The sequence below is a fragment of the Roseburia sp. genome (assembly GCF_041325975.1).
Taxonomy (GTDB): domain Bacteria; phylum Bacillota; class Clostridia; order Lachnospirales; family Lachnospiraceae; genus Roseburia; species Roseburia rectibacter.
In genome coordinates this window covers 808,107-832,205 of sequence record NZ_JBGLEJ010000004.1, presented here as the reverse complement: position 1 = coordinate 832,205, position 24,099 = coordinate 808,107, and the positions used below count along the sequence as shown (strand labels likewise).

Below are 24,099 nucleotides of genomic sequence, written 5' to 3'. Positions count from 1 at the left end.
GCAGGGAGGATTCGAAAATATCAGACGATTCTCCCGAATAAAAAGGGAGGAAACGATTATCGCGCAAAAGACAAAGAAATCGTCATCAGACAAAGCCAAAAAGATCCAGTGGCATCCTGCGTTTTATGCAGCAGCGGAACTGGAACTAAAAGAAAACATCGAGGAACTTGATTTAATATCGGAGTATCATTTGAGTAAAGAACCGATCCGTATTGATCTTCTGATCATAAAAGAAGAAAATGCAGAAAAAGTGATGAAAAATGAAATCGGTCATATCATGCGAAAGTACAATGTGTTAGAATACAAAGGACCGGGAGATGAACTGTCGATAGACACCTTTTACAAAACACTTGGATATGCCTGCCTTTATAAAGGATATGGGAAAACAATCGATGAAATCCCGGCGGACGAACTGACCGTGTCATTGTTCCGTGAAGCATATCCAAGAGAACTGTTTTTTGAATTAGAACGAAAAGGATATGTACTGGAAGAAAAATATCCAGGTATTTATTACGTGAGCGGGAGCATTTTATTCCCGGTGCAGATCGTGGTGATCAGCAGGTTGAACCGGGCTATGCACAGCAGCCTAAGAATCTTATCTGCAAATGCCGATATAGAGGATATCAGGAAGTTTTTAGAACAGACAGAAAATATGAAGACACCGCGGGAGCGGAATAATATAGACGCAGTATTACAGGCAAGTGTCAGTGCGAATTATGAAATATATCAGAAGGTAAGGAGGGCGAATGGTATGTGCGAAGCATTACGGGAATTAATGAAAGATGAAATAGAGCAGGATGTAGCAAGAGGAGAAGCAAGAGGAGAAATGCGTGGCAGAGCGGAAGGAATTGTAGATACATGTTGTGATCTAGGGTTGCCAGAAGACGCTATTTTAGAGCGGTTGCAGAAAAAACTAAATATATCATTACAGACTGCCCAGGAATATCTCCAAACCTTTGGAAAACAGATCGTAAAAAATTAACGAACGTCAGGAAAATCAAAAACATATGAACTATCAGCAAAAAGATTTAGTGAGAATAGCAAAACGGGAAAACAATACCAAAAGAGGTTATCTGGTAGTAGATCCACTGCAGGGAAAACATGTTCCGGTAGAACCTTCGAAAGCACTGAATTTATTTAAAAGTCTTGCAGAGAAGCTTCAGGGAAAATATGAAGGCGAGAGGCTGCTTTTGATCGGTTTTGCAGAAACCGCGACAGCAATCGGTGCACAGGCTGCGATCACATTGGGGACAAAGTATATCCAGACAACGCGGGAAGTGATACCGGATGTCAGCTATTTGTTTTTCTCAGAGGCGCACAGCCATGCGACTGAGCAAAAATTAGTAAAAGATGATATTGACCGTGTGATCAATGAGACAGACAGAATCGTATTTGTGGAGGATGAAGTGACCACGGGTAATACGATTATGAATATCATCAGAATCATACGAAGGGAATATCAGAGAAAGATAAAATTTGCAGTTGTTTCGCTGTTAAATGGAATGACCGAAGAATATTTAAAAATCTATAGGGAGGAAGAAATAGAACTTCATTATCTGGTAAAAACGGATCATTCCGGATACAGTGCGATTGCAGAGAAATATCATTGTGATGGTTTATCTATTCGTGCAATACAAGAGGATCACACGCAGGAAAAATTAGCGGTCAGCATACAGGACAAAATCTGGAATGAACTACCACACATCATATCAATTCCGGGATGGATGAATGCGAGACGTTTCGTTGATGCAAAACAGTATGAGACTGCATGCAAAAAACTTGCGGAAACTGTAATCGCGGAAACGAGTGTGAAACAGGGTGAGCGCGTACTTGTGATCGGCACGGAAGAGTTTATGTATCCCGCACTTCTGACAGGTCAGGAAATAGAAAAAATAGGATGTGATGTCCGCTGCCATTCTACGACTAGAAGTCCGATCGCGGTCAGTACCGAGGAAGAGTATCCACTGCATTGCAGATATGAACTGTGCAGTTTATATGATCCGGAACGAAAGACTTTTATTTATGATCTGGAAAACTATGACAGGGTTATCGTTATGACGGATTCGGCATTAGCGTCGTTAAAAGGATTAGAAACGCTGATTTACGCACTTCGGATGAAAAATGAAAATATATCTGTGATCCGTTGGTATTAAAGAGGGCACAGGAATAAGGGCATAATGTGAAAATAAAATTTTTCCCATACGAAATTTGTGTCTCAGCAGCAAACATGCGATGTAATGGAAAGCAGGAAAGAATGGAGACAAGATTAAATGAGAAGTTCATACCGGGATGAGGACGTGACTCTTCTGTTAAAAGATATCACCGGCATGGTGCAGCCACAGCCGACCGAAGAGAGAGAAAAACTGATACAGGCGGGAAAACATTACAGTGAAATGCTGCCGGTCGAATATGTCCCGACAGAAAAATATATGCAGGTGTACCGGGAAGCGTTGAAAAATTATGCAAAACCGGTAGCACTTGCTGTCGGAAGACTTGCAGATAAGATCGTTGAAAAAAAGGGACAGGGCATTGTGCTCGTCTCACTGGCTCGCGCCGGTATTCCAATCGGAATTTTAGTCAAAAGATATATTGCAAAAAAATATCAGGTCAATGTACCGCATTATTCCATTTCCATTATCCGCGGCAGAGGGATTGATGACAATGCGATGAAATATCTGTTAAGCCGGTATGAACCGGGAAAGTTATTGTTCGTGGACGGATGGATCGGAAAGGGCGCGATTTTAAATGAATTAAAAAAAGATCTTGTGCAGTATGAAGGCGTGTCATCCGATATCGCAGTCATAGCAGATCCTGCTAATGTGACAGAACTGTGTGGCACGCACGATGATATTTTAATACCGAGTTCCTGTCTGAACAGCACTGTGTCAGGACTGATCAGCAGGACATTCTTAAGGAGTGATATCATTGGAAAAGATGATTTCCACGGAGCCGTTTATTATGGAGAATTAAAAGATTCGGATCTGTCCTATGAATTTATCCATACGATCGAGAACGAGTTTGAGATGGATGTGGAAAAAGAAAATAAGTGTGTGGAAAGCTCTGGTATTGACGAGGTAAAACAGATTGCAAAGACATTTGATATTGATGATATCAATCTGATCAAACCGGGAATCGGAGAGGCGACAAGAGTATTGCTGCGAAGAGTTCCATGGAAGATCCTGATTGATGAGAGGTACAAGGGAGATCCTCAGCTTGGACATCTGGTGAGATTAGCTGAGGAAAAAAATGTGTCGATCCAGTATTATCCGATGAAACATTATAAATGCTGCGGTATCATTAAAAAAATGTCAGATATATAAAAAATACTGCCGGTTTCCAGGCAAATTTATTTGCATACGTCAGTTTGGTCTCGTCATGCCAAAGAAATTTATGTATACATCAGTCTGGTCTGTCATGCCAAAGAAATTCGTGCATACATAAGTTTAGTCTGTTATGCCAAAGACCTCTGCAAGAAATAAGATTTTTTCTGCCCAGTTATGGTGGGTCTTGTATTCGTTCATGCGTTCACCCGCAAGATTTCCGGAGACAAGCGAGTCTGATTTTTTATCCCAGTTTAAAATTGCTTTTGCATCGTTAAAATCTGATCTTGTAACCTGATAAACTTTGTTTACGACAGAAATCTGATTTGGATGAATGACTGTTTTTCCGGTAAAGCCGCAGAGTTTATCATCTTTTAGTTCCTGAATCAGGCCATTTTCCCAATTATACCCGGAATAATATTCCCATACTGGTCCGGAAACGACGTAGTCCATGCCGTAAACAGTTATGATATCAGAAAAAATATCAGCGACAGGTCTGATCCGGTGAATGGACTCGTCACAATGACGGCGGAATCCAAACATGTGACACAGATCATTTCCTCCGACACGGATATTTAAAACGAGATCTTCCACATGGGAAAGCCTGTCTTTCAGATCATACAGGATATCGATACGGTGCCGCAGGTCAATGATAGAAGAACTCTCATAGATCGGCATCATATATAATTTCCTAGAAGCCTGTTCGTTAGCCCGGATCATTTCTTCTATATAAGAGCTGGCGTTGTCAGTAGTAAATTTCGGTATGATATAACCGGTGATCAGCTTTATGCTGTCGCCGAAAGCCTTTGTTAAGCGTCCAATCTGACCGGCATTGCGGACGCGGATAAAGATTTTCGGAAGGTAAAAAGGATGATCCTGAAAACTTTCAAATATCTGATGGATGGAAGAGATAAGATCCTGCTCTGCTTCTGTCACATAGTTGTCATTGATCGTATCTTCAAGGCATAAAGCCAGAGAATATTTAGTTCCAAATTTTTCATGAATCACAGAGTCGGCAATCGTTTTTTTATTGGCGGGACAATAGAGCAGTGCACCGACACTGTAATAAATAATATCGTTTTTCAATTTGTAAAAATCCCCCTGAGTGTATAAAAACTCTTCAAAATAACACAAGTTTAACAACAGATTGCAAATTGAATTATAGCATTAATATAGGCAAAAAGATAGATAGATTCGATGCCGGACGTTTTCTTGAAAACAGGATGCCGGTATGCTATACTTTTAGATGATTTTTATAGAATATTGTGCTCTGTGAAACAGGGTTTTTGAGGAAGGAATAGTATGGGTAACGGTGGTAAAAAGATACGGCTGTCATTTAACTCTCCGGTTATTTTGGGATTTACGCTTGCCTGTTTTATCGTACTGATTTTAGATAAAGTAACAGGCAGTGCATCCACGCGTGCATTTTTCAGTGTCTACCGGTCATCGTTAGCAAGTCCGTTCACATACATCCGGTTTTTTGGACATGTATTCGGACATGCCAGCTGGGATCATTTCTTTGGAAATATTATGATGTTATTGGTTGTAGGGCCGCTTTTGGAAGAAAAGTATGGGTCGGCAAATATTTTATTTGTAATTTTAACGACAGCGCTGGTGACAGGTGTGATCAATTTCATATTTTCCCCCAATGTCCAGCTTCTTGGAGCAAGTGGTGTTGTATTTGCGTTTATATTGCTGGCATCATTTACGAGTATTGAGGATGGAAAAATACCGCTTACATTTATTCTTGTTGCGCTGATCTATATCGGGCAGCAAGTGTATGATGGTATCTTTATCAGGGATAACGTCTCGAATCTGACACATATTTTGGGAGGCATTGTCGGTTCAGGCCTTGGCTATGTGATGAACAAAAACAAAATGAACAGATATTGAAGGTGAGAATGCGCTATGTTAGAACACAAAAAGATTCACAGCCTTGATGATTACTTTGTCGATCTCGATAGCAGACAAAGCAGAGAGGTGTATTTTTACCGGATCAATGGATACACGGAAAAAATCGGGGACTTTATAAAAAAATATTATGATACGGCAAGAAGGGCGGGCGTGGTGATCGAAGGAAAGATCCCAAATCCAGATGAGAAGAACCTTGCGTATTATTCTGAGATCATGGGGATGGATTTTCAGATGAATCCGTCATTTATATCGAATGGTTTAAAAAAATGGCTGCCGCGTATGAACGATCTGCAAAGGAAGAATGTGGCAGATTCGATTTATGACTCGCTTGATTCCATGAGACGGAATGGAAAAACAGAGAATATGCAAAAAAATGCATATATCAAATTTATGTGCTGGCTGTATTACAAATTTGAGCGGATTGTAAACCAGCTTGGGGCAAATGAACTGCCCAAGATCCTTTATGAGGGGGATATCAGTAATTACGAGCTGATGCTGATATCAATCCTGTCAAATGCAGGGTGTGATGTGGTGTTGCTGCAGTATCACGGTGATGCAGGGTACCTTAAGTCAGATCCGGATTCCGTTTTATCGGACGATCTAAAAATGGAGGGAATGACAGCCTTCCCGGAAGAATACTGCTTAAAGAAAGTCCGTGAAGCGATACAAAATGATTTTGAAAAAGAACGGCTGTATGGAAATCTTCCTTCTGTCAATAACTGTACTAATGCCTGGATCAGCGGAAAAGGATTTGAAGATATCAAAAAAAGTGTGTTGAGCAGAGGGACAGATTCCCGTTTCTTTTATAATTGTTTTTACCGGATCAATGGAGCAGAGGACAAGCTGACTTATGCAAACGAATTGTTTCAGCTGCAGCTTGAACTGAAAAATGCCAGACGAAAGACTGTGATCGTAAATGGAGAGATTGAAAGACCGACACCGGATGAGATCGCAGATATCCGGCGAGGAAACTATGCAAAAGCAGATCAGCTTATCATGGATCTTTCCGCCAATATAAAATATCCGGCAAATATGGAACTGCAGAAGATCATGCATAAAACATTTGTTGATATTCTTCTTGCAGAATTTAGCAAAGAAGGCGATAATTTAAACAGGCTCACCAGTAAGGCGGTATATCTGTTGTGCTGGCTAAAGAGATATCTGCCGTCTTTATTTTCTGACTGGAAGATGCCGGAAATCGGATGTTTTATTCACATGGGTGGTTGTCAGAATGAAAATGAGGCACTGTTTCTTAAGTTTTTAGCAAGACTGCCGGTTGATGTGGTGATCCTGTGCCCGAACCGGAATGTACCTTGTCAGCTTACAGATCCTTTGCTGTATGAACTGAATTATGAGGAAAGTCTTACCATGGAAAGGTTTCCAGAAGAAAATTCACAGGTTAAAATGGGAACAGTGGCATATCATGCGGAGAGAGAACTGGATACATTAATGTATCAGGACACCGGAATGTACCGGAATCAGCAGTATGGAAAGGCGAATATTATCAGCCTGCAGACCATGTATGAAGAAATAAAGATCCTGTGGGATCAGGAGCTGAAGTACCGGCCGGATTTTAGTGTGGTCGATGGTGTGGTCAACATACCGGTTATTTTTGCAAAGGTTTCCGGTGTAAAAGATGGACAGACGGATCATTACTGGACATCAGTAAAAGAATTGGTTACGGAAGATACCATTGTGATAAAAAAGGCGCCTTATATAGAGCCGATGGCACCGAATCCGATGAAAATGTATGCTGCCGAATTTTTTAAGAATGGAAAATTGCAGCGAAATAAGATCAAAGCACATCCGAAATATCCGTATGGTATCCTGAGAGAAGATATACAGGAAATGATTCTCGATAAGATGCAGCTTTTGATCAATCAGAAAATGATAAAGGGAATCGGGGAAAATGGCATGGAATATACAGTCATTGCGCAGATTTTAAATCTGCCAAAGGATATTGTAAGACTGATCCAGAAATTTGATCTTACCCGGAAAAATCCGAAAATGATCTACATTAATACATCGGAGACGGTAATTTCGTTAGAGGATTCGATCCTGACAGCATTTTTACATCTGATTGGATTTGATATCGTATTTTTTGTACCGACAGGATATCAGAGTATTGAAAAATATTTTAACGGGCAACTAATGGAAGAACATCAGATCGGGGAATATAAATATGATCTGCAAGTCCCTGACCTGAATAGTATTTCATTTGGCAGTACACGCTACACTTGGCGGGAGAAATTTTTTAAGAGAGGTAATTAGTGCGAAAAATCAGATTTTTCACACGCAGAAATGGAGGAATAGTATGGGACTTGATTTTAGCAAAACAATGACTGCGGAAGCACCGGCAGCCACAGCAGTTCCGGACACAAAGGATGAGATCGCTGTTGTGGAACAATATGATATTGTTGCCGACAGGGAAAAAATGAACTCAGAACTGGTCAATTCTGATGAAGTTGACCGGATCGTCAGTACGATCGAGATCAATAATCTTGAGACGATCGTCACATTTGGAGCAGAGGTGGCAGAGGAGATTTCAAAGGCTTCGGATGTTGTGTTAAACAGTATGAATATGTCACAGTTAGACGATACCAGCGAAATGTTAAAAACGTTAGCAAAGATCATGGATCAGTTTGATATCGATGAGATCAAAGAAAATCCGGGACTGTTTGGAAAATTATTTGGAAATATGAAAAAACAGCTTGACAAGATTCTTGCAAAATACCACACAATGGGCGAAGAAGTCGATAAGATCTACGTTCAGCTCAAAGGCTATGAATCAGAGATCAAGCAGTCAAACCGTAAACTAAATACGATGTTTGAGGCAAATGTAAATTATTATCATGAACTCGTGAAATATATTCTTGCCGGCGAGCAGGCATGCAAAGAAATCGAAGCATATATTGCGAAAAGACAGCAGGATATGGAGACTACCGGAGACGAGTCGATCCGGTTTGAACTTACCAGTTTAAATCAGGCATTGATGATGATGGAGCAGCGTACACAGGATCTTCGAACAGCAGAGAATGTTGCAATGCAGTCCATTCCGATGATCAAAGCGATGGAATTCAGCAATTATAATTTGGTCAGAAAAATTAATTCCGCATTTATCGTGACGCTTCCTGTATTTAAACAGGCACTTGCACAGGCAATTCTGCTGAAACGCCAGCGCATTCAGGCGGAGGCAATGTCAGCTCTTGATAAGAAGACGAATGAGATGCTTATTAAGAATGCACAGAATACGGTAGAGGTTTCTAAGGCTACTGCTAAGATGGCATCTGGAAGCTCTATTCAGATTGAGACACTTGAAACGACCTGGAGAACGATTACGAGCGGTATTGAAGAAACCAGAAGAATTCAAGAAGACTGCAGAAAGAAACGTGTGGAAGATCAGGCAAGGCTTGAGGCAATCAAGGCGGACTTCAACAGACAGTATCATATGCCGCCGGCAAACAAGTAAGTTATTTGAAATAACTATAGATTCATTTATTCTAAGGAGGTAATACTATGCCAATTAATTTATCAAAAGGACAGAAAGTAGATTTAACAAAAGGAAATCCGGGACTGAAAAATATCATGGTTGGTCTTGGCTGGGATGTCAATGCATATGATTCAGGTGCAGATTTTGACCTGGATGCAGCAGCATTTATGTTAGGCGCAGATGGAAAATGCCCGACAGATAAAGAGTTTGTATTTTATGGAAACCTGGTTCATCCAAGTGAGTCTGTAAAACATATGGGCGATAACTTAACCGGAGAGGGAGAAGGCGATGACGAACAGGTCCAGATCGATCTTTCCAAAGTACCGGCAAACATTGAGCGAATCGCTTTTACCGTAACCATCTATGAGGCAGAGGCAAGACGCCAGAATTTTGGACAGGTATCCAATGCGTTTATCCGTCTGGTGGATGAGACAACCGGAAAAGAAATGATCCGTTATGACTTGGGAGAGGATTTCTCCATTGAGACAGCAGTCGTTGTCGGTGAATTATACAGACATAACGGAGAATGGAAATTTAACGCAATTGGAAGTGGTTTCCAGGGCGGACTCGCAGCACTTTGCGGACACTATGGAATTGAAGTGGCATAAGGGAGGAAAACAAGGAGTAAAATCCTCTGCTCCTGCAATGGCAGTCGCATTTTGCTCCGCAAAACAAGGAGGATTGTAATGTCAATTAGTTTACAGAAAGGACAGAAGGTCAGTCTGTCAAAAGATAACGCAGGACTGTCAAAGATCATTGTCGGTCTTGGATGGGATGAAGCGCAGCAGTATTCATCCGGAGGTGGATTTTTAAGTGCTTTATTCGGGGGCGGACAAAAGCAGCAGCCAATCGACTGTGATGCATCCGCATTGATGTTGAAAAACGGAAAACTGATGGATAAATCAGATATCGTTTATTTTGGTAATTTACATCACAAATCAGGTACCGTAAATCATCAGGGAGATAACCTGACGGGAGCTGGTGATGGAGACGATGAGCAGATCGTGATCGATCTTGCAAAAGTACCGCAGGAGTACGATAAGATCGTGATCGTCGTAAACATTTATCAGGCGGTTCAGAGACATCAGCATTTTGGCATGATTGAGAATGCATTTATCCGTTTAGTTGATGCAAGAAATAATAATGAAATGTGCAAGTACAATCTGACCGAAAATTATTCCGGTATGACGGCAATGATATTTGGAGAAGTGTACAGACATAACGGAGAATGGAAGTTCAGTGCTGTTGGTCAGGGGACAAATGACCCTGGACTTGGCGAACTGAGCAGAAGATTTGTATAAATAGACTTGATACTTTAGAGGAGGTTAATTACCCAAAATGAGTAACATAAATAAAGAAGAGCTGATGAGAGGTCTGTCAGACTCACAGGTAAACAAGAGCAAACAGGATTTTGGAACAAATGCTCTTGCAAAAAAAGAGACAGAATCACTGTGGTCAATGTTCATCGGAGCATTTGATGACATTTGGATCAAAGTATTATGTGCAGCACTGGTCATGAAAATCGTTATTTCCGTTATCGGTGTATTTGTACCGGCATTAGCGGGAGAAAATGATGTTGTTGAGATCATAAGTATTGTTTTGGCAATTGCGCTTGCAACCGGCTTCAGTACTTTATCGGAATACCGCAACAGTTCGAGAAGTGAGGCATTGCAGGAAGAGTATAACAAGACTTATGCAAAAGTCGTGAGAAATGGAAAACTGGTCAATATCCTTACCAGTGAGATCGTAAAAGGTGATACGATCCTGGTTCAGGCAGGAGATAAAGTACCTACGGATGGTGTGTTATTTGAAGGACACATCAAAGTTTCCCAGGCTGCGTTAAATGGTGAGTCAAGAGACGAGAATAAAACGGCTGCTGACAATCTTGATGAGGCTGAATCGACAGATTATGCATCTGCTAACAAAGTATTTATGGGATCGGTAGTGACCTCCGGCGAAGGTTATATGGTCGCAACTGTGATCGGTGATGCATCTGAGCTTGGTAAGATCAATAAAGCTTTGACGGATGAAAGCGAAGAGGATGAGAGAAAAGATACTTCAAGTCTGAAACTGGAAGTTGTAGCTGCCGGTATCGGTAAACTAGGTGTATCCGCAGCCGCCATTGCCGGTGTATTAGATGTTGTACTGAATCTGATCCGTACGGATGAACCTGTCACAGTTGTTTTTGTTCTGCTTCTGGTCGCAGAGGCAGTCATGCTGATGGCGTCCATCGTTATCATGGCGGTGCCGGAAGGTCTTCCAATGATGAACAGTCTGGTGCAGTCCATGAACACAGAGTCCATGTACAAGAAAAATATTCTTGTCAGTCATAAGGCAGCGTTTTCGGATTCTGCATACATGAATGTCTTATTCAGTGATAAAACAGGAACCATCACACAGGGTAATTTATCATTAGTGGAATTTATCACCGGTGATGGTAAAATCGTGGATCATATTCCTAATCAGGAATTTATTGAAGCGATCACATTAAATAACCTTGCAAAAATATCTGAAGGAAAACCGATCGGAAGCAACAACATGGACAGGGCTCTTTTAGGATATGCATTAGAGCACGGTTATGATGATTCAAAAAATGATCCGGATAAAGTTGCTGATATCAGCGGATTTGATTCTGAGAAGAAATGTGCGACTGTTACACTGAAAAACGGACTGGTTTACTGGAAAGGTGCAACAGAAAATATCATCGGTAAAGTAACGCATTATATGCTTCCATCCGGTGAGGAAAAAGAGTTCACTTCTGCAGATAAAAAAGCAGTGGAAGACCAGATGCTTGCACAGGCAAAGCGAACTATGAAGTTACTTTCTGTTGCAAAGATCGCAGATGGAAAAACAGTCTTAATGGCAGTGCTCTGCTTAAGGGATAATGTAAGAACAGATGCGGTTGAGACCGTTGAGATTTTAAATAATGCAGGTATCCAGGTTGTTATGGTAACCGGTGATGCAGAGGAAACAGCAGTTGCCATCGCAAAAGAAGCCGGAATCTTAAAAGATGAGAAGAATGACGTTGTTCTTACCCATGAGGAATTAGAACAGATGTCAGATGAAGAATTAAAGAAAAAACTTCCGAACCTTCGTGTGGTGAGCAGGGCAAAACCGCTTGATAAGAAGAGACTTGTCTCTATTTCACAGCAGCTTGATAATGTCTGCGGTATGACAGGAGACGGTGTCAATGATGCACCGGCATTAAAACAGGCAGATATCGGATTTGCCATGGGAGACGGTACAGCAGTTGCCCAGGAGGCAGGTGACGTTGTCATCTTAAATAACAGTCTGACATCCATTAAAGACTGCGTATTAAACAGTAGAACGATGTCTAAGTCAGTAGGTAAATTCCTGATCTTCCAGCTGACGGTAAATATCAGTACCCTTTTGATGAACATCATCGCACCGATCCTCGGATGGACAGAGCCGTTTTCCATTGTACAGATCTTATGGATCAACCTGATCATGGATACATTGGCAGCCATGGCATTTGGTGGAGAGCCGATCCTTGACCGTTACATGAATGAAAAACCGGCACTCAGAAAAGATAACATTTTAACAACTTATATCAAATCTGCGATCGGAACCAGTTCTGTATTTATTACACTCGGTTCGATCCTGATCCTGGAAAATATCGGTGGCATCACGGATTTTGTAACACCGGCAGGTTGTGCTGACCCGGAATTATATGAAAAAACATTTATGTTTGCGTTTTTCATTTATTCCATTATCTTTAACAGTTTAAATACCAGATCAGAGAAATTTAATGTATTTGAACACATCAGAGAAAATAAGAACTTTATCATTGTCATGGGTGCGATCTTTGTACTGCAGACCATCATTATTGAAATTGGTGGTCAGGTATTCAGCACAACAACTTTAAATGCAAAAGCATTGCTTGTTTCCATGTTGTTAGCGGTACTTATCATTCCGGTTGATATGGTAAGAAAAGCAATTGTTTCCAAAAAATGATTGTCTTTCATACTGATTTAGATAATACGATCATCTATTCCTATAAACATGACATCGGGATGCGGAAGCGAAATGTGGAATTCTATCAGGGGAGGGAAATATCCTACATCACAGAGGAAACATATCGTCTTTTGCAGCAGGTAAAAAATGAAATGCTGATTGTTCCAACGACCACAAGAACGTTGGAACAATATCAGCGCATCGACCTTGGAATTGGACAATTCCCCTATGCATTAGTCTGTAACGGCGGTGTTCTTCTGGTAGATGGTATGCGGGATGAAGCGTGGTATCAGGATTCCCTGCACCTTGTGTCGGATAGCAGGGATGAAATGAATCTTGCAATGGAACTGCTAGAAAAAGATCCACGCAGAAAGTTCGAACTCCGGTATATTGAAAAGCTGTTTCTCTTTACAAAATGTAATGATCCACAAACAGTTGTAAATGATTTAAAAACATCTCTCAATATAAAATATGCAGATGTCTTTTCCAACGGCGAAAAAGTATATGTAGTACCGCGTTCTCTGAATAAAGGAACGGCAATAGACCGCCTCAGACAGAAACTAAAACCGGAATTCGTGATTGCCGCCGGAGACAGCGCCTTTGATATCCCCATGATATTAACCGCCGACCGCGGACTTGTCCCACACGGATTCACACAAAAATATGAAATCCCCAAAACATCCGTAACCCGGAAAAAAATAGATGAGATGCATCCGAAAAAAATATTTTCAGATGCCCTATTAGAGCAATGTCTGAAAATAAAAACGGAGTCCGTTGCAAAAGGTATCATCCACCCAGGATGATGCCACTTGCAACAGACTCCGTTTTTACCTGTAAAGTTAAAATTCTAAAGAGGTTACAGCCTGGCAGCATGCAATACAGGTGCCCCCTCGCACAACGGAACAAAACGAGCCTCAGCTTCGCGCAACTTACCCCAGCAAAACTTCTTATCCCCCTCTTTTTGCACTTTAATTTTCACGGACCTTCACTAATCCATACTCACACTGATTCCGCCTCTGCGTTCCGAAGGCTGAATAATCACCGTAACCGGACAATTCCCATGCCACTCAAACTGATAAGACTCACCGGAAGCCTGTCCGATAAATGTTTTCCAGGAGATATCTGCCGTCACCTGAGGATCACAGTGTCCATTTCCAACCCAGCATACAACAGCATCCGGATCCACAGAGAGCGTATCCTGAGACATCACGTTGCTTAAAACAATCGGGTTGCCGTTACAGAGCACGGCGACATATGCATCTTTTCCGCGCGCGGTCAGAGTGGAGGTGGCAAGACCTTTCTGGGAAAGCACACCGACACCGATAAAACGGACACTGTAATCACAATCCTGGGAGAAAGCGAGAATATTTTCAGATTCTACGGAGATCGTCTCACCCTGTTCTAAATGATAGACAACAATGTGCTGTCCGTAATTTGCGTAATAGGTAACGGAATCACCATTTAAAGTTACTTTCATAAGCGGAAGATTTTCACCGGTGAATCTTCGTGCAATCTGACCGAACAGAGCTTGACCGATATTATTTTGTGGTCCGAGTAAAACCTTCTCAAATTTGTAATTTTTTCCACCGGCATTCTCTCCGGCAATAAAAGCACCGGCTTTTGTAAAGAGCACATCATTGCCTGTGCAGGTAACCTTTAAAGTAAGTTCGTTTACTGTTTCAAATGTTAACATAACAAATTCCCTCCAAAATCTAATCCTTTGTTTTAAATAACCTGAACTCCATACATCTCGCATAATCCTGCGAGATCTTTTGCCACGCCGTTTCCGATGGCATTAAATTTCCATGCGCCGTTATGCAGATACAGTTCGCCGATCATCATGGATGTTACATTTGAGTAATATTCATCCATTTTAAAGCTGACTAATTCGGCATCGGCAGAATCCATAATGCGGATATAAGCGTCCTGAAGCATTCCAAAGTTCAGATTTTTTTCTAATGCTTCGTTGATCGTCAACACAAATACGATTCTGGCAACGGATGCATCCAGTTTGGTGAAATCAACGGAAATGCTTTCGCGGTCAGCACCGTCCTCAACATGAAAAACCGTGCTGTGATCAGGGCTTTTAGTCTGCCCGTAAAAGACGAACCAGGAATCACCGATCACCTTGCCTGATGCACCGAGCAGAAATGCGGACACATCCACATCACAGGCAGGATTTTTGACATTCCATCCAAGACATGCCTTTATGGAAGTGAGTTTCCCGGAATTCTCCAGCGGTGTTTTCTGACCTTTTTGCACCATATGTACCAGTGGAGGTAAAGGTTTTGACGCCGGTGTGGATGCAGGGTGCATAGCACTGGGGTGCATAGCACTAGGGTGCATGGCAGTGTGTTGCATGGAAGAAGTCGTTCCGGAAGATGCTTTTGATGCAGTCTGAGATTGTGTGTGGTTGATCGAAGTGATAGTTCGTGTTGTTTTAGCTCCTTCGACTTTCCGCTCGTTGATGGAAAGAACGGTCTGCCTGGTGACGGGAGCAGAGGATCTCATTGGAATATCTACCATAATAAAAAAACCCCTTGTCATTTAGTAAAATAATAGAGTGTACGCTTTGCGGGCAATCTATTGTTATGAATTAATAAGTTTCTGGATTTCATTTTAAGTGATTCTGATAGAGGTGTCAAATGTATAGCAATCATAGAAGATCCTTGTTATAATACAACAGAAAAGAAGAAAAAAGGGGACTTGTCCGAAAGCAAGATTTTCCCCGGGAGTTTGACACATTGAAATGCAAAAACGTACCGCAAAGCCTTGAAATAGACTTATTTTTTTGTCAAATTTTTATTTTTATTATATAGTAATATTTGGTGATATGTTGTATAATGGTGACAGAGGTGATTATTGTGCGTATAACAACATCAAAATCAAAAAATTCTGAGTCCTTTTACATCACTCAGTCCTATACAAATGCCAATGGGAAAAGTACTTCCAAAACCATCCGAAAATTAGGTACATTAGCTGAATTATCAGCGCAGCTCCACACGGATCGTGACGGAGTTGTTGAATGGGCAAATGAACAAGCTCGTCTTGAAACACTGAAATATAAAAGTGAAAAAGAGGATGCTACTGTCATGATCCCATTTCATTCCAACAGACTCATGGACTATAATAAGCAGAAACTTTTTTCTGGCGGATATCTTTTTCTTCAGTCTATTTACTATGGGCTTAAGCTCGATTCTATCTGCCGAAAAATCAAAAGCCGACATAAATTCGAGTATGATCTTAATGCGATTTTATCTGATTTAATTTATACAAGGGTCCTGGAACCTTCCAGCAAAAGTTCTTCTTTCCGAGCAGCAAAACAGTTCCTTGAGCCTCCCACTTATGAACTTCATGATGTGTACCGAGCTCTTTCTGTTCTTGCTTCTGAAATGGATTTTATTCAATCAGAAGTTTATAAAAATAGCTTTTTTCTCGGTGACAGAATGGATCGGATCCTTTATTATGATTGCACAAACTACTACTTTGAAATCGAACAGGAAAATGGAGATAAAAAATACGGAAAAAGCAAAGAGCACCGTCCGAATCCCATTATTCAAATGGGTCTCTTTACGGATGGTGACGGAATACCTTTGGCTTTCTCACTCTTTCCTGGAAACCAAAATGAGCAGAAATCCTTAAAACCTTTAGAAACAAAGATTCTCCAACAATTCGGCTGTGATAAGTTTATCTATTGCAGTGACGCCGGACTTGCTTCTGAGGATAACCGTGTTCTTAATCACATGGGACAGAGGGCATTTATTGTCACTCAGTCCATCAAAAAGCTGCCTGCTGAAGACCGGGCATGGGCTTTAAAGAAAACTGGCTTTAAACGTCTCTCAGATGATAAACCTGTTGACCTCACAAAACTGACAGATGATGACAAGAACCAGCTTTATTATAAAGACGAACCATTTACAACAAAAAAACTGGATCAAAGATTGATCATAACCTACTCCCCTAAATATGCCGCTTATCAGAAATCCATCCGTGCGGAGCAGATCTGTCGGGCAGAAAAAATGGTTGCAAATGGCTCTCTAAAAAAACAGCGCAAAAATCCAAATGATCCTGCAAGATTTGTAAATAAGGTAGCTGTAACCAACGAAGGAGAAAAAGCTAATATCCACTATTATCTCGATACGGATAAGATTGCTGAAGAAGAAATGTATGACGGGCTTTATGCGGTATGTACAGACCTGCTTGATGATAACGTTGCAGATATCTTAAAAGTCAGTGAAGGAAGATGGCAGATTGAAGACTGTTTCAGAACTATGAAAACAGACTTTGAAGCCAGACCCGTTTACTTAAACCGTGAAGACCGAATTAAGGCTCATTTTCTTACCTGTTTTCTTGCTCTGTTACATTTCCGGTTATTAAACCGCTCCTTGAAAGGGACTTATACCACAGAACAATTACTTCACACTTTAAAAGACATAAAATTTACGGATATAGAAGAACAGGGCTTCATGCCGGTATATGAGCGTCAGGAAATCACTGACGATCTCCATGAAACCTGCGGATTCAGAACGGACTATCAATTCATAACAAAACGGAAAATAAAAGGAATTCAGAAAAAAAGTAAGCGGAGATAAAACATTACTATATTTCGTGTATGCAGATAAAAGTGCCACACCCCTTGTATTTACAGGGATTGTGGCACTTTATTAACTAATCAACTGTCAAAAATGAGAATACAACAGAAAAGAAGAAAAAAGGGGACTTGTCCGAAAGCAAGATTTTCCCCACGCAGGAATGGAGAGTTTATGCAGATCTATGTAGATGCGGACGCCTGCCCGGTGGTAAGGATCATAGAAGAACTTGCAGGCAAATATGGAATACCGGTAACGCTGTTATGCGATACAAATCATGTCTTAGACTCGGATTACAGTGAGGTAAAGGTGATTGGAGCCGGTGCGGATGCAGTGGATTTTGCACTGGTCAATTTATGCCGGAAAGGAGATATCGTCGTGACGCAGGATTACGGGGTGGCGGCGATGGCACTTGGACGCGGTGCATTTGCCATCCATCAGTCCGGACGGTGGTATACGGATGATAACATTGACCGGATGCTGTTAGAGCGTCATATGAATAAAAAAGCAAGAAGGGCATCCGGGAAGAATCATTTGAAGGGGCCGAAAAAGAGAACCGCAGAGGATGATATGCATTTTCGGGAAAGTTTTGAAAAAATGATCCGAAAGGGAATGGAGAATATTAATGGTACAACATGAAATGTTTTATTTAAATGGAACATGGCAGTTAAAAAAAGCAGATGAAACACTGCTTTGCCCGGTGGAAATCCCGGGATCAGTACTTTTCGGTCTGACAGAGCATGGTTTACTGGAAGATCCGTTTTACCGGATGAATGAGTACCCGGCGAGAGAGTTACTGAAAAACGATTTTATTTTTTCAAGGGAATTTGAACTGAAAAAAGAAGAGGGAAGAGTGTACACACTCTGCTGTGACGGAATCGACACAGTAGCAGATATTTTTATCAACGGCATACCGGTAAAGCATGTGGATAACATGCACCTGCGCTACCGGATTCTGTGTACAAATATACTGAAAAACGGGACAAACAGTATTGTAGTGAAAATTCATTCTGCAATCTCATATGTAAACGAACATGTATCCGCACCGGGAAAAGAGATCCATTATACGGCATGCGGGGCGATGGAAGGAAATCAGTACATCCGAAAAGCACATTCCATGTTTGGCTGGGACTGGGGCCCACAGTTACCGGATATGGGAATCTGGCGCGATATTTATATTGACAGTTATGAGAAAGCAGAACTCTCTGATCTGCATATCAGACAGGAACATATAGATGGAAAGGTTCTTCTGTCGGCAGAAGTAAAAGTGACGTTGCCGGAAAAGGCACAGAATGGGAAAATTGTGGAAGCGGAGCATCAGGTATCACCACAGAGTAAGGAAAGTCATGCTCAGACATTGGCAAAAAATGCAGAGACAGCAGATAGTCTTAAGGTAAAGATTACGCTTTGGACACCGGATGGAAAACAGCTTTCTTTTTCGGATGGAAAATGTCTGGTCGAAGATCCGGCACTTTGGTGGCCGAATGGATATGGTAAGCAGCCGCTCTATACCGTGCGTGCGGAACTTTTTCTGGGCGGAGAATTTCTGGATGTAAAAGAGCTGCGCATTGGTCTGCGTACATTGACGGTCAGCCGGGAAAAGGATGCATGGGGTGAGGAGTTTGCATTTTGTGTCAATGGGGTAAAGATTTTTGCCAAGGGTGCGGATTATATCCCGGAGGACTGTATTTATTCAAAGATTACACCTGAGCGCATTTATGAATTGCTGGATATTGCGGTGGCGTGTCATTTTAACTGTATCCGTATCTGGGGTGGTGGATATTATCCGGCGGATGTTTTCTATGATTACTGTGATGAGCATGGTCTGATCGTATGGCAGGATTTTATGTATGCCTGCAATGTCTACGAACTTACGGATGCGTTGCGGGAGAGCATTATAGAAGAAACAAAAGATAATGTAAAAAGATTAAGACACCACGCAAGTCTTGGACTTTGGTGTGGCAACAATGAGATGGAATCAGCCTGGGATCACTGGGGTGGTTTTAATGATCATTCGGATGCATTAAAACAGGATTACCTGACAATGTTTGAAAAGCTGATCCCGGAAGCATTAAAGAGTGAAGATGATGCAACGTTTTACTGGCCTTCTTCCCCATCATCCGGCGGTAATTTTACGGACCCGGACAGCGATGATATCGGGGATCGTCATTACTGGGATGTATGGCATGGAGAAAAGCCGTTTTCTGACTATGAAAATTACTATTTTAGATTTTGCTCAGAATTTGGATTCCAGTCGTTCCCTTGTAAAAAAACCATCAATACCTTTACCCTGCCTGAGGATCGCAATATCTTTTCCGAAGTTATGGAGAGTCATCAGAAAAATGGTTCTGCAAATGCTAAAATTCTGCATTATATTGCGGAGAACTTTTTATATCCAAAAGATTTTGAGAGTCTGATCTATATCAGCCAGGTGCTGCAGGCAATCGCGATCAAAAGCGGTGTGGAACACTGGCGCAGAAACAGGGGACGCTGTATGGGTGCAATTTACTGGCAGTTAAATGATAACTGGCCGGTTGCATCCTGGGCGAGCATCGATTACTTTGGCAGATGGAAAGCATTGCAGTATTTTTCAAAACATTTTTATGCGGATGTACTCGGCAGCTTAAAGGTATCTGAAGATGCAGTCTATACGCCATATCTGCAAAATGAGACAATGCAGGAAGTATCGTCTGATGTCACGGTTTTCGTGAAAAATATGCTGGGGGAAGTTCTCTGGAAAAATTCGCAGCGTGCAGTATGTGAACCGTTGTCCGTGAAAGCAATGGGACCGGTTTCTTTGAAAGATGTGATAGAAGGCAGGGAAAGTGAAGTTTTTGTGGAGGCGGTATTTACACACTCCGATGGAACTTTGAGCCGTCAGGTTGAAATGCCAAAACCGTATAAACATATGCAGATCAAAAAAGCAGAGATTACTTTTGATGTAATGATAGAAGGCGATCTGCTGACGGTGCGGTTAAAATCAGATGCTCCGGCATTTTTCGTTTCAGTGGAGAGTAATGTGGATCTGGTCTGGTCGGATAATTTTATGCATCTGACCGGAAAAGAACCTTATGAGATTACGGCTGTTTTGCCGGAGGGGGCAGAAGGCGTGCCTAAGATCCGGGTACGGTCACTGTGCGATTCATGGGAAGTGGAAGAATAACTCTAAAACAGAACAGCTTTACACCTTCTTATACAAGTGTTATCATAAAGTTAGTTAGAAATAACTAACATATGAAAAACATTTTAAAGAAGGTAGAATTCTATGAAAGTATATTGTTTTGGAGAGAAAGAAAAACCGGTTATTTTCCTTTTCCCGGGAACCTGTTGTCACTGGAAAGGAAATTTTGGAAAAGTGATAGAGCCGTTAGAAGAATATTTTCAGGTGGCATGTGTTTCCTATGATGGATTTGATGAGACGGAGCAGACAGAGTTTCCAACGATGACAGAGGAGACGGAAAAGATAGAGCAGTATATAAAGAAAGAATTTGGCGGTCATATCTGTGCCGCATATGGCTGTTCTCTTGGCGGTTCCTTTGTTGGATTACTTGCGGCACGTCAGAATATCCATATGGATTATGGTATTTTGGGAGGTTCTGATTTAGACCAGTCCGGGAAAATTTCAGCGAAACTTATGACAAAACTGATGGTACCGTTTTTTTATCCGTTTCTTACGAAAGGTGAGATGAAAATTCCTTTTATGAAAAAGAAAATGGAAAAGATGATGGCAGAAGACGATGGCTATATCAAAGCATTTATGGATATGATAAAGACACCGGATGCTGATATGAGCCACATTACAAAAAAGAGTGTCGAAAACCAGTTTTATTCTGATCTGATCACGCCACTGCCGGATCAGATCGACCCGCCGGGAACAGAGATACATATTTTATATGCCCTTAAAATGGGAGAAAAGTATCGTGCGCGATATCAAAAGCATTTTAAAAGACCGGTTCTGCATGAGTTGGATCTGCAGCATGAAGAACTGCTTGCAGTTTATCCGGATAAGTGGGTGAAACTGATCACGGAGATCTGTGGTGGGTGAATCGGGTTTCCCGGCAAATGATGGTTTGTTGGGCTATGAGTTCCCCGGCTAAGGGTGGCGTCGCAGTTTTGTGAGTGGCAAATTGCATCAAGCCGGGACTGTTTTGTTTCGTTGTCCGAAAATAAGACAATCTAAGGCTGCCTGGTTCAGGTTGTGGCGGAGTGACGTGTGCGTCTTAAATGTGCCATCCGGGCACATTAAGACTTGTGCTGCCGTCCGTGGCAGCACAACACTGTATTGCGGACAGGCAGTCTAAGATTGACTAATTTTCTCCCAAAGTCACAAAACGAGTCCTGGCTTGATGCGATTTGCCAGCCGCAAGGTTGTGAACCACCCTTCGCTGGGGAACTCATTTTACAACCTTGGGTAGTGCGTAAATTTTTAGTGTTTTGTGTCTTTATTTCCATACACATTTGAAAATATTTTGTGTTATTGGTCTGGAAATTTACGAAAAAATTCATGTAATACAATGTAGCAGATGGAAAATCTGGGAAGCCATTAGGTTGAATATTAATGATACAGCACATTAGCATTTTAAGTATATTTCCATTTGTGCGAATATCAAAAATTCGCACCTACGCCCCCAGTTTTGAGATGAACCGCCCCCCCCCCCCCCCAAATGGTGTTCATAACCTGACGGCTGGCATCTTGCGCAAAGCCGAAGCTGATTTTGTGACTTTGGGAGAAAATTAGAAAATCTTAGTGTGCCTGTAGATACACAGTGATGTTCTGCCACGGATGGCAGAACAAGGCTTCACGAGCCAAGGATGGCTCGTTGAGCGCCGGTCACGTCACTCCGCCATAACCTAAATCAGGCAGACCTAGCTTTTCTTATTTTCGGACAACGGAACCAAAATTAATTCGGCTTTGCGCAAGATGCCGCTCACAGACCTACAACACACCATTTGGGCGGGCGATTTATTTCATAAACAAACCATCATTTGTGAGGCAGTTCATGAACAGATCAGAAATCAAAGAACAAAAGCCAGAATCCAATAATGAAGAATGGAAAATGAGAAAGAGTCTCATTTTCCATTCTTGTTTTTTGCTCAGATGTTCGCTATACTAAACAATAGTTAGATACAACTAACAATAGTGTAAATCATGCAGACCAGAAAAAGTGACGCGGGTGGAAGCGCGGACATTTTTGAATATCACAGAGGGAATCAGACACCCCTGCCCGGAATCCGAAAGTTGCTACCTTTCAGATTCCGGTAAGATCGTCTGCGAATGAGGAAAAGGAGACAGCGGGAATGAATTATTTAGAGATTGAAAAAGTAATCGGAAGAGAGATTTTAGACTCCAGAGGTAATCCTACCGTGGAAGCTGAAGTATATTTAGTGGACGGTACCATTGGAAGGGGAATAGCACCAAGCGGTGCATCGACCGGAGAATTTGAAGCATTAGAGCTTCGCGACGGCGATAAGTCGAGATATCTTGGCAAAGGTGTTACCAAGGCAGTTGAAAATATTAATACAATTATCAACGATACAATCGTTGGAATGGATGCCAGCGACATTTATGCAGTGGATGCAGCGATGATCGCAGCAGACGGAACAAAGGATAAATCAAAACTGGGAGCAAATGCGATCTTAGCAGTGTCGATTGCAGCGGCACGTGCAGCTTCCATCTCACTTGATATTCCGCTTTACCGTTTCTTAGGCGGCATTTCAGGCAACCGTCTGCCAGTTCCTATGATGAATATTTTAAATGGTGGTGCACATGCAGCAAACACGGTAGACGTGCAGGAGTTCATGATCATGCCGGTCGGAGCTCCGAGTTTTAAGGAGGCGCTCCGCTGGTGCGCAGAAGTGTTCCATGCACTTGCAGCTCTGTTAAAGAGCAAGGGACTTGCAACCTCTGTTGGTGATGAGGGTGGTTTTGCACCGGATCTCGCTTCTGATGAGGAAGCAATCCAGTACATATTAGATGCTGTGAAAAATGCAGGATATGAGCCGGGCAGAGATTTCAGAATTGCCATGGATGCAGCTTCCTCTGAGTGGAAGAGCGAAAAAGGAAAAGGATTTTACAAACTGCCGAAAGCAGGTACGGAGTTTACTTCCGCAGAACTGATCGAGCACTGGAAGAAACTGGTTGAAAAATACCCGATCATTTCCATCGAGGATGCACTTGACGAGGAAGACTGGGAAGGCTGGAAACTTCTGACCAAAGAGCTTGGCGATAAGGTACAGCTTGTCGGAGACGATTTATTCGTGACCAATACCGAGCGCCTGAAAAAAGGTATCGACAATGGCTGTGGCAATGCGATTCTGATCAAGTTAAATCAGATCGGTTCCGTATCTGAGACCTTAGAGGCAATCAAGATGGCTCATAAGGCAGGCTACACGGCGATTTCTTCCCACCGTTCCGGTGAGACGGAAGACACCACGATTGCAGATCTCGCGGTGGCATTAAATACCTGCCAGATCAAGACCGGCGCACCGAGCAGAACGGAGCGTGTTGCAAAATACAACCAGCTTCTCCGCATTGAGGAAGAACTTGGAAGTGCAGCAGTGTATCCGGGAATGGGTGCATTTAATGTAAAATAAGGAATTTATTCATATTATAATTTATTTTCTCCTCTGTATCATGGAAAGGACGCGAAAGGTCAGGGATGGCTTTTGGCGTTCTTTTTATTCCAATTCTCTTATTGAAAAACACTCTCAATTACAACCCCTGCAATCGCTTGTATTCAAAAATAAATAGCGGTATAATATTTTTACAATATCCTACTAAAATACTAGGAAATAAAAATGTGAAAGAAAG

18 protein-coding genes are annotated in these 24,099 nt (G+C 41.8%); 15 read left to right on the top strand and 3 right to left on the bottom strand.

The genetic code is table 11. The features are described 5' to 3' along the window. The first annotated feature begins 190 nt into the window (after positions 1–190). The 3 genes from ACDD58_RS07155 (at position 191) to ACDD58_RS07145 (ending at position 3,320) form a co-directional block, all read left to right on the top strand. Positions 191–982 (top strand): flagellar biosynthesis protein FlgM, encoded by a 792-nt coding sequence (locus ACDD58_RS07155; protein WP_370776638.1) that lies wholly within the window; start codon positions 191–193, stop codon positions 980–982. 25 nt (positions 983–1,007) lie between these two features. Continuing rightward, positions 1,008–2,153 carry a phosphoribosyltransferase domain-containing protein gene (locus ACDD58_RS07150; protein WP_370776636.1) on the top strand — a complete coding sequence of 382 codons (1,146 nt, stop codon included), beginning with the start codon at positions 1,008–1,010 and terminating at the stop codon, positions 2,151–2,153. 117 nt (positions 2,154–2,270) lie between these two features. Then, the gene (locus tag ACDD58_RS07145; protein WP_118210216.1) at positions 2,271–3,320 is read left to right on the top strand and encodes a cysteine protease StiP family protein; all 1,050 of its coding nucleotides are present in this window, start codon (positions 2,271–2,273) and stop codon (positions 3,318–3,320) included. Positions 3,321–3,443: 123 nt separating this feature from the next. Here ACDD58_RS07145 and ACDD58_RS07140 read toward each other — a convergent pair whose 3' ends face one another. Next, positions 3,444–4,406: an HpcH/HpaI aldolase/citrate lyase family protein gene (locus tag ACDD58_RS07140; RefSeq protein ID WP_370776634.1), complete on the bottom strand. Its 963-nt coding sequence runs from the start codon at positions 4,404–4,406 to the stop codon at positions 3,444–3,446. Positions 4,407–4,622: 216 nt separating this feature from the next. Here ACDD58_RS07140 and ACDD58_RS07135 point away from each other — a divergent pair, with 216 nt between their 5' ends. The 7 genes from ACDD58_RS07135 to ACDD58_RS07105 all read left to right on the top strand — a co-directional run bounded on the left by ACDD58_RS07135 (position 4,623) and on the right by ACDD58_RS07105 (position 13,502). Beyond that, a complete protein-coding gene (locus ACDD58_RS07135; RefSeq protein WP_370776632.1) occupies positions 4,623–5,213 on the top strand; it encodes a rhomboid family intramembrane serine protease in 591 nt (196 codons plus the stop codon). A gap of 15 nt (positions 5,214–5,228) precedes the next feature. Continuing rightward, the gene (locus ACDD58_RS07130) at positions 5,229–7,505 is read left to right on the top strand and encodes a YceG family protein (protein ID WP_370776630.1); all 2,277 of its coding nucleotides are present in this window, start codon (positions 5,229–5,231) and stop codon (positions 7,503–7,505) included. 43 nt (positions 7,506–7,548) lie between these two features. Next, the gene (locus ACDD58_RS07125; RefSeq protein ID WP_186899296.1) at positions 7,549–8,703 is read left to right on the top strand and encodes a toxic anion resistance protein; all 1,155 of its coding nucleotides are present in this window, start codon (positions 7,549–7,551) and stop codon (positions 8,701–8,703) included. A gap of 47 nt (positions 8,704–8,750) precedes the next feature. Continuing rightward, a complete protein-coding gene (locus ACDD58_RS07120; protein WP_118210221.1) occupies positions 8,751–9,332 on the top strand; it encodes a TerD family protein in 582 nt (193 codons plus the stop codon). A gap of 78 nt (positions 9,333–9,410) precedes the next feature. Beyond that, positions 9,411–10,025 (top strand): TerD family protein, encoded by a 615-nt coding sequence (locus ACDD58_RS07115; protein ID WP_370776628.1) that lies wholly within the window; start codon positions 9,411–9,413, stop codon positions 10,023–10,025. Between the two features lie 37 nt (positions 10,026–10,062). Next, the gene (locus ACDD58_RS07110) at positions 10,063–12,699 is read left to right on the top strand and encodes a cation-translocating P-type ATPase (RefSeq protein WP_370776625.1); all 2,637 of its coding nucleotides are present in this window, start codon (positions 10,063–10,065) and stop codon (positions 12,697–12,699) included. Next, positions 12,696–13,502, top strand: a complete 807-nt coding sequence (locus ACDD58_RS07105; protein WP_118210223.1) for an HAD family hydrolase — start codon at positions 12,696–12,698, stop codon at positions 13,500–13,502. The genes ACDD58_RS07110 and ACDD58_RS07105 overlap by 4 nt, the downstream gene beginning before the upstream one ends. Positions 13,503–13,687: 185 nt before the next feature. Here the strand turns inward: ACDD58_RS07105 and ACDD58_RS07100 are convergent, their stop codons facing one another. After that, positions 13,688–14,392 (bottom strand): AIM24 family protein, encoded by a 705-nt coding sequence (locus tag ACDD58_RS07100; RefSeq protein WP_370776623.1) that lies wholly within the window; start codon positions 14,390–14,392, stop codon positions 13,688–13,690. 32 nt (positions 14,393–14,424) lie between these two features. Further along, positions 14,425–15,225 (bottom strand): TerD family protein, encoded by an 801-nt coding sequence (locus ACDD58_RS07095; RefSeq protein ID WP_370776621.1) that lies wholly within the window; start codon positions 15,223–15,225, stop codon positions 14,425–14,427. Positions 15,226–15,542: 317 nt separating this feature from the next. Between ACDD58_RS07095 and ACDD58_RS07090 the strand changes: the two genes are divergently transcribed. The 5 genes from ACDD58_RS07090 to eno all read left to right on the top strand — a co-directional run bounded on the left by ACDD58_RS07090 (position 15,543) and on the right by eno (position 23,882). Continuing rightward, on the top strand, positions 15,543–17,291 hold the full coding sequence (locus ACDD58_RS07090) for an IS1634 family transposase (RefSeq protein WP_370775937.1): 1,749 nt from the start codon (positions 15,543–15,545) through the stop codon (positions 17,289–17,291). 171 nt (positions 17,292–17,462) lie between these two features. Then, positions 17,463–17,927: a YaiI/YqxD family protein gene (locus tag ACDD58_RS07085; protein WP_118210226.1), complete on the top strand. Its 465-nt coding sequence runs from the start codon at positions 17,463–17,465 to the stop codon at positions 17,925–17,927. Then, positions 17,914–20,451, top strand: coding sequence for a glycoside hydrolase family 2 protein (locus ACDD58_RS07080; protein ID WP_370776618.1), 2,538 nt, complete (start codon positions 17,914–17,916; stop codon positions 20,449–20,451). The genes ACDD58_RS07085 and ACDD58_RS07080 overlap by 14 nt, the downstream gene beginning before the upstream one ends. 102 nt (positions 20,452–20,553) lie before the next feature. Then, entirely contained in the window at positions 20,554–21,333 is a 780-nt protein-coding gene (locus ACDD58_RS07075) for an alpha/beta hydrolase (RefSeq protein ID WP_370776617.1), read from the top strand. 1,253 nt (positions 21,334–22,586) lie between these two features. Beyond that, on the top strand, positions 22,587–23,882 hold the full coding sequence (gene eno / locus ACDD58_RS07070; RefSeq protein ID WP_370776615.1) for a phosphopyruvate hydratase: 1,296 nt from the start codon (positions 22,587–22,589) through the stop codon (positions 23,880–23,882). Positions 23,883–24,099 lie beyond the last annotated feature (217 nt).